Genomic DNA, 17,890 nt, shown 5'->3' on the forward strand with positions numbered 1-17,890 from the left:
TGCACTGGCAGGCTGTTAGAGGGGCTTTAGAAAAATATTAGAAATTCATTAGAGCGATGACGATATGTGACAGACGGAATGCTTATTTTTAATGACCAATCTTCACTATCATGAAAACAATCACCAATCCATATCCCGAATGTGACTATACCCGTAAAACAAGGGCCCTGAGCGACGCTGTAGAACTACTACAGGGCAAATGGAAAGTAATGATCATCGCAGTGTTAGGTTGCCGCGGCCGCAAACGTTTCAGCGATCTCCAACAGGAGATAACCGGTATCGGCGCCAAAATGCTTACCCGCGAACTGCAAACACTGGAAATGAACCAACTGATAAAACGCACCGTCTGTTCTACCAAACCAGTCACCGTCCGGTACGAGATGACGCCCTACGGCCAGACGCTGCTAAAAATAGTGCTGGAATTGATGGACTGGGGCATAGCACACCGCAAACACATCATGTCCCCTACTCTGTCTGTAAACTCTTTATAGGATTTTGCGTGGCCGTCCGGATAGCCTGGTAACTGATGGTCAGCAACGCAATCAGCACCGCCGTACCGCCTGCCAGCATAAATACCCACCAGTGAATAGCAGTATGGTAGGCGTACTGATCCAGCCACCGCGACATCATCCACCATGCCAGCGGAAACGCTATCAAAGCAGACAATAGTACCAGCTTCAGGAATTCTATGGATAACAACCGGGCGATCCCCGTCACGCTGGCGCCCAGTACCTTGCGGATACCTATTTCCCTTGTTCTCCGTTCGGCTGTATAGGCCGCCAGGCCAAACAATCCCAGGCAGGAGATAATAATAGCCAGGGAGGCAAATACCCGCGATAAACGGCCAATCAGCTGCTCACTGCTAAACATAGCGTTGAACTGCTCATCTACAAAACGAAAATCAAAGGGGTAATCAGGATTATCCCGCATCATCACTTTCCCGATGCCCGCGATTGCCTTTTCAGGTTCGGCTTTAGCGGCTATCCGTACATACATTACTGCCGCATCATTTCTATGTTTGAAAAAAGCAACCGGGTCCGGTTTGGCATACATATCACCATAAACAAAGTCTTTCACGATACCCACAATCCGGTAAGGCCGGTAACGATCCCCGTCATCCGGAATCAGCATGTTTTTGCCGACACTACCCTCTGCTCCCATCACCCTGGCCAACGATGCCGTAATCACTACACTGAAACTATCTATCCCTTTGCCAGGCAGGAATCCCCGCCCTTCTGTCAGGTCCATTCCTGATGTGGCAAAAAACTCCGGCGTTATCATCCTCACGGAGATAAGCGTACCATTTTGCGGTGATCCGGCCCAACGAAAAGCGTTGGTATTATTACCTCCGTAAATAGTGGCATGATCAGACAAGGCCGCATTCTCTACGAGTCCTGTATTTAACAGGTCCTGCCGGATAGCGTCAAAATTTTGTTGCATCGTACCGGTAACGTTCAATTCCAGGAGTTTTTCCTTATTATATCCCAGCTTCCGGTTTTTTACATGTTCTATCTGCTGGTAGATGATGATCGTGGAAATAATCAGCACGATGGATACCGTAAACTGCAATATCACCAACCCTTTGCGGACAAATGCCGCCTGGCCGCCCGGCATTTTGAAGCCTTTTAATACCGCCAGCGGGTTAAAGGATGACAGGTATAGTGAAGGATAACTCCCCGCCAACAGGCCCGTCACAATGGCAATCAGCAACAACGCTACCCAATGCGCAGGGTGCTGTAGTCCTATCACCAGTTGTTTACCTGCCATCGCATTGAAAACAGGTAACAATGCGGCGATAAGCACCACCGCCAGTATAGTGGCAATAAACGACATCAACATCGCTTCCCCGATAAACTGTACAATCAGCCGGCCTTTGCCGGCTCCCAGCACCTTACGTACCCCCACTTCCTTAGATCGTTTTTCACTACGCGCCGTTGCCAGGTTCATAAAATTGATACAGGCAATGAGAATGATGATCCATCCGATGATAGTAAACAGGCGCACATATCCTATACGGCCACCGGATTGTTTACCATCCTGGAATTCACCCCGCAGCCGCCAGTCATTCATCGTAAACAGGAAAGGGGTAACCACCCCCTGGGGAAACTGCGCTTTCACATAGGCCGCCAACTGCCGGTTAATGACAGTCACGTCCGTTCCCGGCACTAATTCCACAAAAGTATTGATCGCATTATTATCCCATGATTTCAACCTCGGATTCTGATCGAGATAAGTTGGAAAAGGCGCCAGCCACTCAAACTTCAGCGTGGAGTTTTCCGGCAGGTCCTTTAATACCCCTGTTACCATAAATTCCTGCTGATTATCCATCTTCAGCATATTACCTGTTACGTTGGTCGTACGGCCGAAAAATTTTCGTGCAGCCTTTTCCGTTATTACCAGCGAATAGGGCTGCGTAAACGCGGTACGGGCATCTCCTTCTGTAAAAGGAAAGGTAAACATGCTGAATAACGTACTATCCGCATATATACCCGATGAATAGTAGGGCGTTTTACCATTATTGAACATAGCCTGTTTAGCACCCTCCGTCGTCCGGCAGGTATTGGCCACAGCCGGAAAATAGGCTTTCAGCGCCGGGCCGATCGGGCCGGAAGTTGACCAGAAAGTACGTTTATAACCATCGTACTGCCAATGCTGGAGCACCGCGTACAACCGGTCCTTCTTTTCATGCATACTGTCGTATTGCACTTCGTCTTCTACCCACAGGAAGATGATACCTGCACAGGCAATGCCTGTCAGCAACCCGAAAATATTCAGGAAGCTGTAAACTTTATTTTTCCATAAACTGCGGACTGCCGTCCGGAAATAGTTGGTAATCATACACAAAATTTTCCCAAACCGATGCCAACAACAATGTTATTCATATTCAACAATATACATATTTCACATTGTAAAAAATGTTCGCTTTTGATACAGATTTTGTTCAATTACGGATAACGCATCTTATCACGTTATCAGTTTAACTATATAAACAACACCGGCCAGCCTATGGAGCTTGCGCTCAGGCTGGCCGGTGATAAATAATAAGTTGACTATTGTGCGAGATAGGTGGGATCATCTCTCAGATCCATCCGCATTTCAACCAGGTGTTTGCTGAATCCTGCTTTCTCGTATGCTTTTACAGCGGCCTCATTCTCAGCATATACATCCAGCCGCAACTCCAGCACATCCTGCAAATAGGCCCACTCTTTCAGGAAAGCCAGGATTTTTCCATTGATACCTTTTCCGCGATAAGCAGGGTCTACATACATAAAACCCAGGTAGGCCTGTTTATCATGTTTGAGATAAGGCCGCGACGCCGGCTCAATACGGGCATACCCTGAACCTACAATCTGATTCCCGGCGACTGCTACAGCCACTTCCATATGATCTGCCGCTATCATCTGCGCAACATCGTAATAATGAATCTCTCCTTCCTTTAAAGTAGGATCATAGGGCCTTTCTGACGTGATAATGCCCTGCTCAAAAGTCAGCAGCAAGGGCAGGTCTTCCCTGACTGCCTTTCTAACGATGATTTCCATATACTGATGGGATTTTATTAACAGATAAACATTCACCTATACGATGCATAAATGTCGCATTTTATCTGTTGACACCCAACTATTCCGACCGCAAACTATACGCCGGATTCACCAATGCGGCCCTTATACTCTGGAAACTTACGGTTAGAAAAGCGATGGCCAGCACCAGTACAAAAGGGATGGCGAACAACCACCAGTACAGCTCCGTCCGGAAGGCGTATCCTTTCAACCACTGCGTAGTGCTGAACCAGGCCAGCGGCGCGGCGACGCCGAAAGCAATCACAATCAGCACCGCAAATTCACGGTACAGCAACCGTACAATTTCTGTTACGGAAGCACCCAGTATTTTACGGATACTGATCTCCTTGGTTCGTTGTACAATAGTGAAAGAAGCCAGGCCAAACAAACCCAGGCAGGCCACCAGGATAGCGAGGGCCGTAAAAACACCGAACACTTTTCCAAACCGCTGATCTGCCTTATATTGTTCGTCAAAATGTTCATCCAGGAAAAAATATTCAAATGGGCTGACAGGGAAAAAAGTTTTCCAGTTACGCTGCACAGTGGCAATGGTACTACTGATATTATCCGGCGATACGCCCACCGAAATATATCCTTTCACGCCGGGCGCCAAACAGAGGATCAGGGGTTCATATGCATCATGTAATGATTGCTGGTGAAAATCTTCTACTACACCCGCTATCTGCACCGTATCCTGAAAGAAGGCGATACGTTTACCAATAGCTGCTTCCGGCTGGTCGAAACCTAATCTCCGGATACCGGTACGGTTAAATATCGCTGCACCCTGATGCTCATCCATACCGAAGTTGCGATCAAAATTACGGCCCGCGATCAGCTTCAGATGATAAGCAGGTACAAAATCATAATCCACTCTGAAAAAGCGGAATTGTTTGCCCTCATTCGCGTTTTGTTCTATCAGCCGTACACCACCGGCATTCCAGGGAGAAGCCTCTCCGGGCACCAGCGACGATACGGTAACACTATGAATATTGGTCTCATGCATCAGCTGTTCCTTGAAAGCCTGTTGCTGTTGCATCCGGGTAGAATCTGTATAAATAATCGGCGGTTTTACGACCAGGGTCTGCGCAATGTTAAATCCCAGCTGTTGGGAACGCATAAACTGTATCTGCTTAAAAACGGTGAACATGCTGACCAGTAAAAAAATGGAAGCGGCAAACTGTACCACTACCAGCGATCTGCGTAATGTGCTGCCCTGCCGTGAGGAGATCGCTTTCCCCTTCAGTACTACTACCGGTTTAAAACGGGAAAGCACAAACGCAGGATATAACCCCGAAAGGAAAGAACCGACCACGAACAGTCCTCCTAATGCCATCCAGAAAGTCAGGTCATACATCAACGAAAAAGACAACTGTTGCCCCGTCACACTGTTAAACAGCGGAATAAAAAATACTACCAGAAACAGTGCCATCACGACTGCTATACTATTCAGGATAACGGATTCTATCATGAACTGGGCTACCAGCTGCGATCTGCGTGAGCCTACCGCTTTACGCACCCCCACTTCTACCGCCCTGTTAATCGCCCTGGCGGTAGCGAGATTAATGTAATTGATCCAGGCTATAACAACGATAAATAACGCAATGCCCATTAACAGGTACACCGTGTTACCCTGACCGTTAGTCTCCGTTTCCATCATCAGGTGGGAATACAAATGAATATCCTTCAGTGGTTGCAGCGAATACCTGGTCGTAAATTCTTTCGGTTGGTTCGCATAATATAGATTTTCCAGCGAGGAAAATTTGGCTTCCAGTTTTTGGGCATCGGTACCCGGGCGCAGCAACAGATAAGTCAGACAGCCATCCCACTGCCAGGCTGTTTCCGGGTCTCCCGGTTTCTCTCTGTCCAGGAAAGTGGCATAAGAGTATATTGCATCCGCCTTCAGGTGAGTATTGGCAGGCATATCCCGGTATACGCCGGTAACCTTCAACACCTCGTGATCATTTTGCCGGACGATTTTTCCTATCGGATCTTCCTGTCCGAATAATTTATGGGCGATGTTTTCCGACAGCACGATGGTATTGGGTTCTTTCAGTGCTGTTCTGGCATCTCCGCTGATGAGCGGCGTGGAGAAAATGCTAAAGTAGCTGTCACTCGCCACATAATATGATGCCACCTTCACACGGTTTTCCTGGTAGCCCAACATGACGGCATTCTTCTTTATCAGCTTCACATAATCCTCGATTTCAGGGAAAGCCTGTTTAAAATGATTTCCTACTGCATAGGCTCCTGCGGCCCAGCTGGTGCTCAGCTGCCCTTTTTCAAAGCGTTCCTGTTTCACCCGGTAAATCCGGTCTCCTTTTGCCTGGAAATTCTCGTAGCTCCATTCAAACGCCACATATTGCATAATCAACAGGGATGCGGCAATACCGATGGCCAGTCCCATAATATTGATACCAGAAAACACCTTGTTGCGGGTAATGTTCCGCCAGGCGATTTTAACGTAATTCTTCAGCATATGTAAAAGTTGATACCGGGAAGTCTCAATAAACCTGCCATTAGCCCATCTGCACGAGGGACGGGGCATTCGCTTCCGGCGCAATTTCCGCTTGTCCTGTATCCGTACATCGCCTGTCCGGAAATGAACGTTTCTGATTACCTTTATAACATGTACCGGCAATATAAACCACATCCGCTTCTCGAACCATATATCGATGCCTACTGGACCGTTATTTCTTCCACAGGATCGGCCTCGGTGAGCCGTATTCTGCCTGATGGCTGCGTAGATATCATCTGCAACCTGGGTGATGCAGCAGTGGGCGATGCGGAGCAAAACGAACGGATGGCCTCCGAAAAGGCGTATCTGATCGGTACCATGACGCACTACACCGATTCCTGTCAACCAGGCCCTACACACCTGGTCGGCATCCGTTTCAAACCGGCTGCCTTCAATTCCTTTTACCGGCTTCCCCTGCTGGACACCGCCGATAACTGCATCGAATTCGGACAGGAACTGGTGCCATTACTCCTGCGTGCCGGTGACAACTTCATTCCCGTACTCGACAAATACCTGCTGGAACGTAATACCCATGCTTCACGCGATATGCTGCCCATCATAGACACCCTCCATCGCCATCAGGGCGTTATCCGGATAGGCGACCTGGCCCGGACTCATTTTCTGACGCCCCGGCAGCTGGAACGGCAGTTCCTGAAACATACCGGCGTCAGTCCCAAAGCATTCGCCAATATCGTCCGCTACCAGGCCGTTCAACGGCATATCCGCAGCAAACCCGGTAGCAGCCTGCTGCAAATAGCCTATGACTATGGTTATTACGATCATGCCCACCTGACCAATGAAATCCGGAAATATACCGGGAAGGCGCCCTCTTCCCTGGTTACAAAATAAAGCCGGCCTCCGCCACAAAAAATTTTAAAATAATTGCCGGTGTTTAGATCTGGTTAACAAATGGCAATTTGAATAGCTGTATTCTTGCAGCATGGATTATTGTAAAAAAACCGGATGATATGGCAGGGCTACCGTATTTCACCAAACAAAACGACACATGGATATTTCATCAACCGAGCGTACTGATCTCCTACCACCAGGAGCTGTTATACGCGATGGACATCATGCATACCAGGCTGTTGACAGCCGAAAGAATTTTCCGCAAAATTATTACGGCCTGTGGTCATAACCATATTGATGCATTGTTATCGCTGGCGGTTATCCTGAACCGGACCGGGCGTCATATAGAAGGCAATGCCCTGATACACCGGGCACATCTGATTTGCATGGAAGCGTTGCCCGGCAATTTTATTCCGGGTACCGACGCAATTTACTGGAGTATACTGGAAAACCGCCCTTTTCTGCGTGCGATGCATGCGGTGATTGCAGAATACATCCGGGAAAAACAATATGAAAGAGCACTGGAAAAAATAGATTTTCTGTTAAAGGTCAATCAACCAGACGATACCCGGGCCGCCGTCCTGGCGCCGGTATGTTATATGCATCTGCAGCAATACCGCGAATACCTGGCATGGTATGAACAACAACCCGTGGAAAACCATACGCTGGAGCAAATCTTCTTTTCTTTCCTGGCGTTGTATAAACTGGGACTGACCGTCCAGGCAGGGGAACGCTTCCTCGAAGCACGGCAGGCATATCCGCACATGGCAGCAGAACTGCTGAAGTCCAGCCATCAATTTCCGGCAGATGAATTTTCGGCGTACCAGGCGCAGATACCGCCCGGCAGCAGGCAGGAAGCCTTTGTGTGCTGGCTGGCTGCTAAAGATTTATGGCAACAGGAAAAAGGATTAAAGAAATTTATTCGCACCATACTCAAGGAACCCGCAGGTTATTTCCGCAGCGAACGGATATGAAGCGTGGTGCCTTTAAAGTAATAGTCCACCGCACTGCTGTATTTCACTACATTCATAAAAGCATCCAGCGACTGGCAAGGGTCCATACAACCGGTAAAACGCCGCCGCGACATCTCCGGATCATCAAATATCACCTTGATGGCAAAACGCTGATCAATCATACCCCGGATATCATTCAATGACGCATTGTGATACACATAAATACCCTCCTTGCGCTGCGCACCGGGCAACTGCATATCCTTATACTCACGCACCACCGCTGTCGCCACTTTTTCATTCATCGCCAACTGCCGGATCACATCTTTTTCATGCCGCATCTGCCACCAGCCACTCCAGCATAATCCCAGCAAAATAACCGCAATACAAATCCCGGAAGCCCTGTAATTAAACGATGTAGCAATATCCCCCTGCACTAATTCATCTTCAATCATTAACCATCCTGCACCGGCATCAGTGACATCCTTTTTGGGGTCTATTTTACCTTCTTTCATTAAACGACGGTATTCACGGGCAACCCGCCTGGCATTGGGGACCCTGTCCATCAAATCAAATAATTCTTGTGTTTCGCTGTTGTTGTTCAAAGTCAAGGTTTTTGAGTATCAAAACATCAGTGGTACCGCCACAGTACCGGGTTTCATCAGGTATAGGATAAACAACATTACAGACTAGTCGCCGCTACGCGCTAAACCATATCCATATCATACGGATAATTCATGATAAGGGTTGTCATAGTTAGGGAATTATCTCAATAAACACATTATCCATACTCCCGGATTCCATGCCGGAAGCCATGCTGGCTACGCTATCGTTGTGATGTTATCGTGTTTGTTAGTTACCTTACTTTCGGCTCCTGGCCCGGGTTTGCAAACCATCCAGTAGTCAGTTTCCTGTTATTGTCTCTGCATGTTCCTGTGTATAAACGATAAATAATACCATTCGGATTTAAACGATGATGAACATGATTGCGACCGATTTCACTGATTCGCGATTCTATCACCATTTATTCCACGATCATACTTATATTTTATCCATTTCTACCCGTATTTTGATCATTTTGCTGTTATGATTCAGGTAGATGCTTTTGAACGCTTCCTATCATATGTTTATCCTAACAAACTTATCTACCCTATCATCTCTAAAAAATACCATAAAAATACAATTCAAATATATAACATATATGAACAAAATATATTTACCATAACAACATACTGCTCTTCCATCGCTGCATTCATCAGCGAAATCAGCACTAATCCTGGACCTCAGAGTTTCTTTAGAATTAATATCTATTTTTGGCCTGATGAAACTGCTGATCATAGAAGACGAACCTTCCCTGCGTAACAGTATACGGGAATACCTGGAACATCAGGGCTTTATTTGCGAAGTAGCAGCCGACTTCCGGGAGGCTATCGACAAAGTAGGCGATTATGAATACGATTGTATTGTGGCTGATATCGGATTGCCCTTCGGCAGCGGACTGGATGTGATCCGCGAACTTAAAACACTGAAGTCAAAGGCCGGTATCATCATCATCTCCGCCAAAGACTCCCTGGAAGATAAACTCAGTGGCCTGGAACTGGGAGCGGACGACTATCTGACCAAACCGTTTCACCTCTCGGAACTCAACGCCCGCATCAATGCCCTGCTACGCCGCAAAAACTTCGATGGCAACACCAGCATCAGTTTCTTTGAAATCACCATCATCCCGGCTTCCAAAACCGTATTGGTACATGATAAATCTATCACCCTCACCGGCAAGGAATACCAGCTGCTGGTCTATTTCATCGCCAACCAACACCGGGTGGTAACCAAATCAGCCCTGGCAGGACATCTCTGGGGTGATGCCTACGACCAGGCCGGATCATACGATTTTATCTACACCCATATCAAAAACCTTCGCAAAAAAATGCTGGAAGCCGGCGGCGAGGACTATATCAAAACGGTATACGGTACAGGATACCGTTTCGGCTAAACTGTACACATCGCCATGAAACTACTCACCAAAACCACTTTATATTTTATTCTCATCATGCTGCCGGTATTCGCCGCCGGCGCCTACTACCTGTTCCATAAATTCAATAAGGAAATCAAACACGAAACGGATGAAGAACTGGTCAACGACCAGCTGGAATGGCTCCGCTACCTCGATACCGCCAGCCTGGACAATCCCATCTTCCGCTTCCATACCCAGGAATTTCAACTCATCCCCACCGACCAGCCCATCCAAAAGAAATTTAAACTCAAAGGCGTTAACCTTTACCAGGAAACAGAAGATACCCAGGCGCCCTTCCGCGAACTGTCACAGGTCATCAGTATCCATGGAAAAAACTACCAGCTGATACTGCGCAAATCGATGATCGAAAAAGACGACCTGGCGAAAAATATCATCACCGTTATGCTGCTCGCCTTCGGCGGATTACTCGTTTTTGTCATCCTCTCCAACTGGTTCATCAGCCGTAATATATGGAGCCCCTTCTACCGCTCCCTCGATAAAATCCGGCAGCTGCAACTTAATAAAATGGAGACACTGCAGTTTAATCGCACTCCTACCCATGAGTTCAACCAGCTCAACGATGCGCTCAACCAAATGACGGACCGCATTCACCAGGATTATATCAATATGAAAGAACTCACGGAAGACGCCGCGCATGAAATGCAAACACCACTCGCCATCGCGCAAAGCAAACTGGAACTGCTGCTGCAGGATGAAAATCTTTCAGAAGAACAACTCAAAAACATCGGGCAAACCAGCGAAGAATTACAACGCCTCTCCCGCCTCAACCACAGCCTGCTGCTGCTGGCTAAAATAGAAAACCAGCAATATCCGGTAACCGAACAAACCGACCTCCATCCGGTACTCCTTAAATACCTTTCCCTGTTTGAAGAACTGATCCGGGAAAAAGAACTGACGGTGGACACCAAACTGGCGCCAGCCGCCCCCTGGCCGCTGCACCCGGCCCTGGCAGATATCCTGGTCAGCAACCTGCTGGGTAACGCCATCAAATACAATTACCCGGAAGGACGTATCAGTATCACCCTCACCCAAACATCCCTCACCATCTCCAATACCAGCAACCTGCCGGAAATACCACCGGCTAACGTGTTTCAGCGATTCCGTAAAAGCAACCAGGGCTATTCCAATTCCAACGGACTGGGACTGGCTATCGTAAAAAAAATCGGTGATTCTTACCGCATCAATATCCGTTATCAATACCGCAACGGCCTGCATATTTTTACTGCTACCTGCTAATACAGATTTACACCAGATTGTGTTCTTTTCTTTGTGCTGTAAAAAGAACACATCCATGCGACCACTTATGCTTACAGGCGCCCTTTGCATCGTACTGCTGTCAGCCAACGCACAGCAGCGTGTAACCGCTCCCGTTAAAGACACCACCCACAGAACAGATACCACCATCAGCAAGGTCTCCGATCTGAATGAAGTGATCATTACCTCTACCCGCAACAATAGCCGCATTGCCGATCTCCCCATGAAAGTAGAGATACTGGGCCACGAAGAAATGACGGAAGAAGCCGGTATCAAACCAGGCAACGTAGCCAGTATCCTGGGCGACCTCTCCGTGATCCATATCCAGAACACTTCCGCGGTAAATGGCAACAACGCTATCCGCATGCAGGGACTGGACGGTAAATATACCCAGCTGCTGCGCGACGGTCTGCCGGTGTATGAAGGTCTTAGCGGTAACTTCGGCGTACTGGCTATCCCACCGCTGGATCTGAAACAAATAGAAATCATCAAAGGCTCTGTATCTACACTCTATGGTGGTGGCGCTATCGCCGGTATGATCAACTTCGTGGCCAAAACACCCGGCGAAAAACCGGAACTGACCATCCTGGCCAACCGCAGCACACTGAAAGAGACGAACGTCAACGCCTATTACGCGCAGCGTTATGGCAAAACCGGTCTGACCCTCTTCGCCGGCGTTACCACCCAAAACCCGGTAGACGTGAACGATGACGGCTTCAGCGATGTACCCCGTGTACGGCAATATCTCCTGCATCCGCGTTTCTTCTGGTATCCCAACAATAACACCACCCTGGTAGCAGGCTACACCGGCACTATCGAAAAAAGGGAAGGGGGCGACATGCAGGTACTGAACGGGCATGGCGATAACGTACACTCTTATACGGAAAGCAACAACAGCGAACGCCATAGCGCCGATCTGCAGTTCACCCGTAAAAACCTCGGCGGCGGTACCCTTACCGTAAAAGGCGTGGCCAGTTTCTTCCACCTGGAAAATATAGCCGGTAACTTTCCTTTAAATGGCCGGCAAACCAACACCTACCTGGAAGCGGCTTACAACAAAAAAAGCGGCCGGCATGACTGGGTAGTGGGACTTAACAATACCGGTGAAATCTACCGCCGCGCCAACGGCGACAGTACCCTGCTGGGCAACTACACCTATAATACCATGGGCGCCTTCGCGCAGGACGGCTACCATTTCTCCGATAAAGTAATGGTGGAAGGCGGTCTCCGCGCCGATTACCACAATGTATTCGGCTGGTATGTGCTCCCCCGCCTGGCGATGGTATACAAACCTATAGATGGTATGAGTCTGCGTCTCAGCGGTGGTACCGGTTATAAATCACCGGCTATCTTCTCTGCACAAACACAAACCATCGGCTACCGCAACCTCCTGCCACTGGCCGCCGGACTGAAATCCGAAAGAAGTGAAGGCCTGAACTTCGATGGCAACTACAACACCAACATTGGTAAAGTAGAGGTGACCTTCAACCAGGCATTTTATTATACCCACATCAAAGATCCTATTCTGCCGGTAACCAGCGCTGCTGATCCGAATAAGATACTGCTGGACAATCAGCCGTATGCGGTAAACAGCCTGGGTACGGATACGTATATACGTTTAAAACTGGAAGCGCTGGAGTTATACCTCGGTTATAACCACACGGTATCCAAATACACAGATGCAGCTTCCACGAAAGTGGCTTTTGCGCCGCAGGACAAGTTTGCAGCTACCCTCGCTTACGAGATAGAAGAAAAATGGCGCTTCGGTATCGAAAACAGCTGGATCGGCAACCAGTACATGGAAAACAATCAGAAAGCGCCCAATTACTGGTTCTGGGCCGCTATGATTTCCCGTAAACTGGGCGAACATGTAACCCTGGTACTGAACGGCGAAAACATCTTCGATGCCCGTCAGGGTAAACACATGCCGTTGTTCACCGGTCCTGTGAGCAATCCGCAGTTTGCGCAGTTGTGGGGCCCTATCGATGGACGTACCATCAACCTGTCGGTTAAATTCGATCTGTAACAATTTCTGCTTTTTCTTTCAGGGAACGGCGTACCTTTGCGGGCACATTTATACAGCAATGAAATCTGCCAAAAATCGGTACGCCGTTCTTTTCGGTTTCGCCGGCCTATTCGTAGTACTGTCGTTTTTAGTACGTACCGCCTTGTTAATCTGGGCCTTCCCGCAAGCGGGCCTTCCCTTTACCGGTATCCTTTCCGTGTATGCAAAAGGTTTCGTGTACGATGTTGGCGTAGCCCTTTTCTTTACCGTCGCCTACGGTCTTTACCTGTTGCTGTTGCCGCAAAGGCTCAACAACACGGTCTTTAACCGCGTATTTACCTTTACCGGTTTTTTCCTCGCGCTGATGATCGTGATCTTCTCCTTCTTTGCCGAATTTACTTTCTGGGGAGAATACGCAGGCCGTTTCGACTTTATCGCAGTGGACTACCTTATTTATACGTACGAGGTAATCAGCAACATCAACCAGTCATATCCGCTGCCATTGCTCATTGGCGGCGTGATCCTGGGCACCGCCCTGCTTACCTGGTTATGCGCCCGCCGGGGTATATTCCGCAACAGTTTCCAATCCCGTACACCTTTTGCCAAAAGGTTAGTGATTTTTATACTCTTGCTGGGCGCCACAGCAGCACATGCTTTCCTGATCAGCAATGACTGGGCCGATAAAAGCAAAAACCGTTACCAGCAGGAACTTTCCAAAGCCGGCGTATATTCCTTTATATCCGCTTATTTGAACAATGAACTGGCTTACGACAAATACTACCTCCAGGAAGACGAACACAAAGCCTTCGCTACCATGCGCCGGCTGCTGCAATCTTCCGATGCGGAGTACCTGGAAAACGGCCAGAGTATCTATCGTAATATTATCGATACTACGGCGGCGGTAAAACCTAATATTATTATGGTCACCATAGAGAGCTTCAGCGCCGACTTTATGACCCGCTTCGGTAATAAGGAACATATCACACCGGTACTTGACAGCATCGCTCAAAACGGTATTCTCTTTACCAATATGTACGCCACCGGCACCCGTACGGTAAGAGGTATGGAAGCGCTTACCCTCGCGGTACCACCTACACCGGGGCAGAGTATCGTTCGCCGTCACAATAACGAAAACCTTTTCTCCGCCGCTACGATCTTCCGGAAAAGTGGTTATGAAGCCACTTTCTTCTATGGAGGCGATGGTTACTTCGATAACATGAATAAATTCTTCGGCAACAATGGTTATGATATCACTGATCGCCTGCGCCATCGGCTGGTAGATGATAAGCTGGCAGGCAAACGGACTAATATCCCCGATAGCGCGGTACAGTTTGAAAATGCCTGGGGTGTTTGCGATGAAGATATTTACAAAGCAGCCATTAAAAGTGCCGATGAGAAATTTGCCGCCGGCAAACCTTTCTATGATTTTATCATGACCACCTCCAATCACCGGCCCTTTACCTATCCTGGTGGTAAAATAGATATCCCTTCCGGTACCAGCCGCGAAGGCGCGGTGAAATACACCGATTACGCCATTGGCCGGTTCCTGAAAGCCATTCAGGACAAACCCTGGTATAAAAACACGGTGATTATTTTTGTAGCCGACCACTGCGCCAGCAGCGCCGGTAAAAACGAAATTGAAGTCAGCAAATACCACATCCCCTGCATTTTCTTCAATGTGCCTGATACTCCACCACAGGAGATACCGGTTATGTGTTCACAGATTGATATCTACCCTACCCTGCTGAAAATGTTGCACTGGTCGTACCACACCAACTTCTATGGCAAAAATGTGCTCGACAGCAGCTATCAGCCACGGGCCATGGTGAGCACCTACCAGAAACTGGCCTACCTGGAACCAGGTAAAATGGTGATTCTCAGTCCACAACAAAAAGCGCAATGCTTCACCTGGGACCCTGCCAAAAGCGAAGAACAACCCGCGCCAATGGACAGCGCACTGTTGTCACACAGCGTAGCTAATTATCAAACCGCCTATTCCCTGTTTAAAAACAATGGAATGAAGAAATAATAAGATATTGATCTGATGTTTTTTTGTAAATTTATGGAGGGGATTGCTTTTGCAATCCCTTCCGTTTGTTCCTGACCGTCGCCAGCTGTAGAAACGTTTTTTTTCAATATATAAAAGCATGCAACCTTTGCCGGACGCATGCTGTGAATGTGCCAAAACCCTCTAAAACCTGATTGCTCATGCTGGCAAGTCCCTTTTCTGGTAATAGTTCCAGAAACCTTCCTCCGGAAGACGGCAGTGATGAACAGACCGTTTTCCCACAGCAGAAAGCCCTCGATATTATATCCCGGCTGCATAACAGCTTTTTTGATCATAAGCCCACCCAGGTTTGCCAGGAACTACTGCTGGAACTGATTACGCTCACCGGTAGTGAAGGCGGATTTATGGGAGCCATGGAAAAAGACTATCATGACCGGCCCCACCTGGAAGTACAGGCCATTATCAATATTCACTGGCATAACAACGTACAGCAGTATTTCGGCGCCCGCCCCGAACGCGGACAACATTTCACCAACATGAACACCCTCTTTGGTAAAGTGTTGCTGGAAGGCGTACCGGTACTCAGTAATCACCCGGATGAAGACGAACCACAGTACCCGGCGGTATTCCGTAGTTTCCTGGGTATCCCGCTGCGCCACCATGGCGAAACCATCGGTTTGATTGGTCTGATTAACAATCCCGCCGGTTACCAGCCCGACATTGTGTCCCTGCTGCAACCGGTGGCACTTACCTACGGCGCCTTGTTGCACTCCTACCGGCTACGCTCCGGTAAAGAAAGCCTGGAATTGACCAATCAGCAACTGTTCACCGAACTGCATACCCTTACTTCTTCTCTTGATGATATTGTTTTTGAGGTAGATGAACGCCTGATATGTACCCGCATCTGGTGTAACCAGCAACACCTGCTCTTTTTTCCGGAAGAAGAAATAATAGGCAGATGTATTACCAACCTGATAGGTGAACATGCGCAGGCTTTCCGGCAGTTGGCCGATACCCTGCTCCGGACCGGAGAATCACAGTACTATGAATATGCCGACATCCGGCAGGAAATGCCTTACTGGTATGCCCTGAAAATGCGGCTCATGCCGGCGAGCGTCAGCTCACCCCGGCGTATCCTGTTGTTTATACAAAATATTACAGAACGTAAAAGGAATGAACTGGAGCTGCGGCAACTCAATGCCGACTATGCCCGGAACATCCAGATACTCGATATCACCCAGCAGATGGCCCACATCGGTGGCTGGGAATTCAGTCTCGTTACCGGACAGGTGTTCTGGACCAAACAGGTATACGCCCTGCGTGAAGTCCCGGAAAACTTCACCCCCATTTATAACGACCTGGTATTTTATCATCCGGAAGATAAACACCTGCTGGAAACGGCACAACGCGAACTGCTGCAACAGCATCAGCCCTATTGTGTAGACCTGCGGCATATTTCCGCCAAAGGCACCGTCAAATGGGTGCGGACCTCCGGTATTCCGGTATTTACCAATGACCGGGTAACCGGCTTCCGGGGTATTATCATGGATATTGACCAGCAGAAAAAAGCGGAAATGGAACTGGAAAATGCAGCCAGAAGCCGCAGTGAATTTCTCTCCATCATGAGCCATGAAATACGGACACCGCTCAATGCCATCATCGGTATTTCCGGTATCCTGCAAGACCAGCCCGGCGCCCAACATCCGGACCTGTTACAGAGCCTGCATTTTTCTGCCAACCACCTGCTGGGCCTTGTCAACGATATCCTCGATCTCAGTAAAATTGAAGCCGGCAAAGTAGCGCTGGAATGTACCACGGTAGACCTGCACGATCTGATACACGGCATCGCAGGCAATTATCAGCCTTTGGCCGCTGCTAAAGGCCTGGACCTGCATACCCGCATCGATCCTAATATACCGCAGCTGGTACTGGGCGATGCCGTGCGCCTCGGGCAAATACTCAACAACCTCGTCAACAATGCGGTGAAGTTCACCCATGAAGGACATATCAGCCTGGAACTGATACTGGAGAAGGCCGGCGGTACCTATGCCACCATTGGTTTCCGGATCACGGACACCGGCATCGGTATCCCACCGCATCTGCAAGCCCATATCTTCGATACATTCGTACAGGGCGATTCCGCCAATACGCGGGAACATGGCGGCACCGGGCTGGGACTGTCCATCACCCGCAAACTGGTGGAGCTGATGAACAGCCGGATAACGGTCGTCAGCGAACCACAAAAGGGAACTACTTTCCAGTTCTCCGTCGATTTTCGTATACCCACTACCGGTACCAGTCCGATAACGCAACAGGCGATTGATCCGGCCAATATGCTTCCAGGCATGCGGATGCTTATCGTGGAAGACAATAAAATCAACCGGCAGGTGATGCAGCTGCAACTCAATAAAACCGGTGCGGAAGTAACGCTGGCGACCAACGGACGCGAAGCCGTCGAAAAAATGAAGGACCAAACCTTCGACGGTATCATGCTGGATCTGCACATGCCCGAAATGAACGGCTTTGAAACCATTCCATACATACGCAACCTGCAGCCCCATGCTTTTATCGTAGTGCTCACCGCCGATATTATGCCCGATGCAATGGAACAGCTGCAACAGCTGGAGGTAAAGGATATGCTGGCAAAACCCTACAAGGCGGAAGACCTCTACCGGATACTCCACAGGTATAAAAGATGAATTACCTACATTTGCTGC

The 17,890-nt window shown here is 48.6% G+C and carries 12 protein-coding genes; 8 read left to right on the forward strand and 4 right to left on the reverse strand.

What is annotated here, in order from left to right; genetic code table 11:
- Positions 1-110 precede the first annotated feature (110 nt).
- Entirely contained in the window at positions 111-491 is a 381-nt protein-coding gene (locus ICL07_RS05940) for a winged helix-turn-helix transcriptional regulator (protein WP_188087000.1), read from the forward strand.
- On the opposite strand, the gene ICL07_RS05945 is transcribed toward ICL07_RS05940, so the two are convergent.
- The 3 genes from ICL07_RS05945 to ICL07_RS05955 form a co-directional block, all read right to left on the reverse strand.
- Positions 466-2,838, reverse strand: coding sequence for an ABC transporter permease (locus ICL07_RS05945; RefSeq protein ID WP_188087001.1), 2,373 nt, complete (start codon positions 2,836-2,838; stop codon positions 466-468). The genes ICL07_RS05940 and ICL07_RS05945 overlap by 26 nt on opposite strands.
- Before the next feature lie 212 nt (positions 2,839-3,050).
- Entirely contained in the window at positions 3,051-3,539 is a 489-nt protein-coding gene (locus ICL07_RS05950) for a GNAT family N-acetyltransferase (RefSeq protein WP_188087002.1), read from the reverse strand.
- 79 nt (positions 3,540-3,618) lie between these two features.
- Complete coding sequence (locus ICL07_RS05955) at positions 3,619-6,033, reverse strand: ABC transporter permease (RefSeq protein WP_188087003.1); 2,415 nt, start codon at positions 6,031-6,033, stop codon at positions 3,619-3,621.
- 150 nt (positions 6,034-6,183) lie between these two features.
- On the opposite strand from ICL07_RS05955, the gene ICL07_RS05960 reads away from it, so the two are divergent.
- Together ICL07_RS05960 and ICL07_RS05965 are read left to right on the forward strand one after the other, a co-directional pair.
- Entirely contained in the window at positions 6,184-6,921 is a 738-nt protein-coding gene (locus ICL07_RS05960; protein WP_188087004.1) for a helix-turn-helix domain-containing protein, read from the forward strand.
- A 119-nt stretch (positions 6,922-7,040) separates the two neighbouring features.
- Complete coding sequence (locus tag ICL07_RS05965) at positions 7,041-7,895, forward strand: hypothetical protein (RefSeq protein WP_188087005.1); 855 nt, start codon at positions 7,041-7,043, stop codon at positions 7,893-7,895.
- Here the strand turns inward: ICL07_RS05965 and ICL07_RS05970 are convergent.
- Positions 7,871-8,476, reverse strand: coding sequence for a DUF4974 domain-containing protein (locus tag ICL07_RS05970; RefSeq protein WP_188087006.1), 606 nt, complete (start codon positions 8,474-8,476; stop codon positions 7,871-7,873). The genes ICL07_RS05965 and ICL07_RS05970 overlap by 25 nt on opposite strands.
- 716 nt (positions 8,477-9,192) lie before the next feature.
- Here ICL07_RS05970 and ICL07_RS05975 point away from each other — a divergent pair.
- The 5 genes from ICL07_RS05975 (at position 9,193) to ICL07_RS05995 (ending at position 17,872) form a co-directional block, all read left to right on the forward strand.
- Positions 9,193-9,864, forward strand: coding sequence for a response regulator transcription factor (locus ICL07_RS05975; RefSeq protein WP_188087007.1), 672 nt, complete (start codon positions 9,193-9,195; stop codon positions 9,862-9,864).
- 15 nt (positions 9,865-9,879) lie between these two features.
- Positions 9,880-11,142, forward strand: a complete 1,263-nt coding sequence (locus ICL07_RS05980) for a sensor histidine kinase (RefSeq protein ID WP_188087008.1) — start codon at positions 9,880-9,882, stop codon at positions 11,140-11,142.
- A 55-nt stretch (positions 11,143-11,197) separates the two neighbouring features.
- Positions 11,198-13,186 (forward strand): TonB-dependent receptor plug domain-containing protein, encoded by a 1,989-nt coding sequence (locus ICL07_RS05985; protein ID WP_188087009.1) that lies wholly within the window; start codon positions 11,198-11,200, stop codon positions 13,184-13,186.
- Between the two features lie 58 nt (positions 13,187-13,244).
- Complete coding sequence (locus tag ICL07_RS05990) at positions 13,245-15,194, forward strand: LTA synthase family protein (RefSeq protein WP_188087010.1); 1,950 nt, start codon at positions 13,245-13,247, stop codon at positions 15,192-15,194.
- Positions 15,195-15,373: 179 nt separating this feature from the next.
- Positions 15,374-17,872 (forward strand): ATP-binding protein, encoded by a 2,499-nt coding sequence (locus tag ICL07_RS05995; RefSeq protein ID WP_188087011.1) that lies wholly within the window; start codon positions 15,374-15,376, stop codon positions 17,870-17,872.
- Positions 17,873-17,890: the final 18 nt, after the last annotated feature.

The organism is Chitinophaga qingshengii, from assembly GCF_014529935.1.
Taxonomy (GTDB): Bacteria; Bacteroidota; Bacteroidia; order Chitinophagales; family Chitinophagaceae; genus Chitinophaga; species Chitinophaga qingshengii.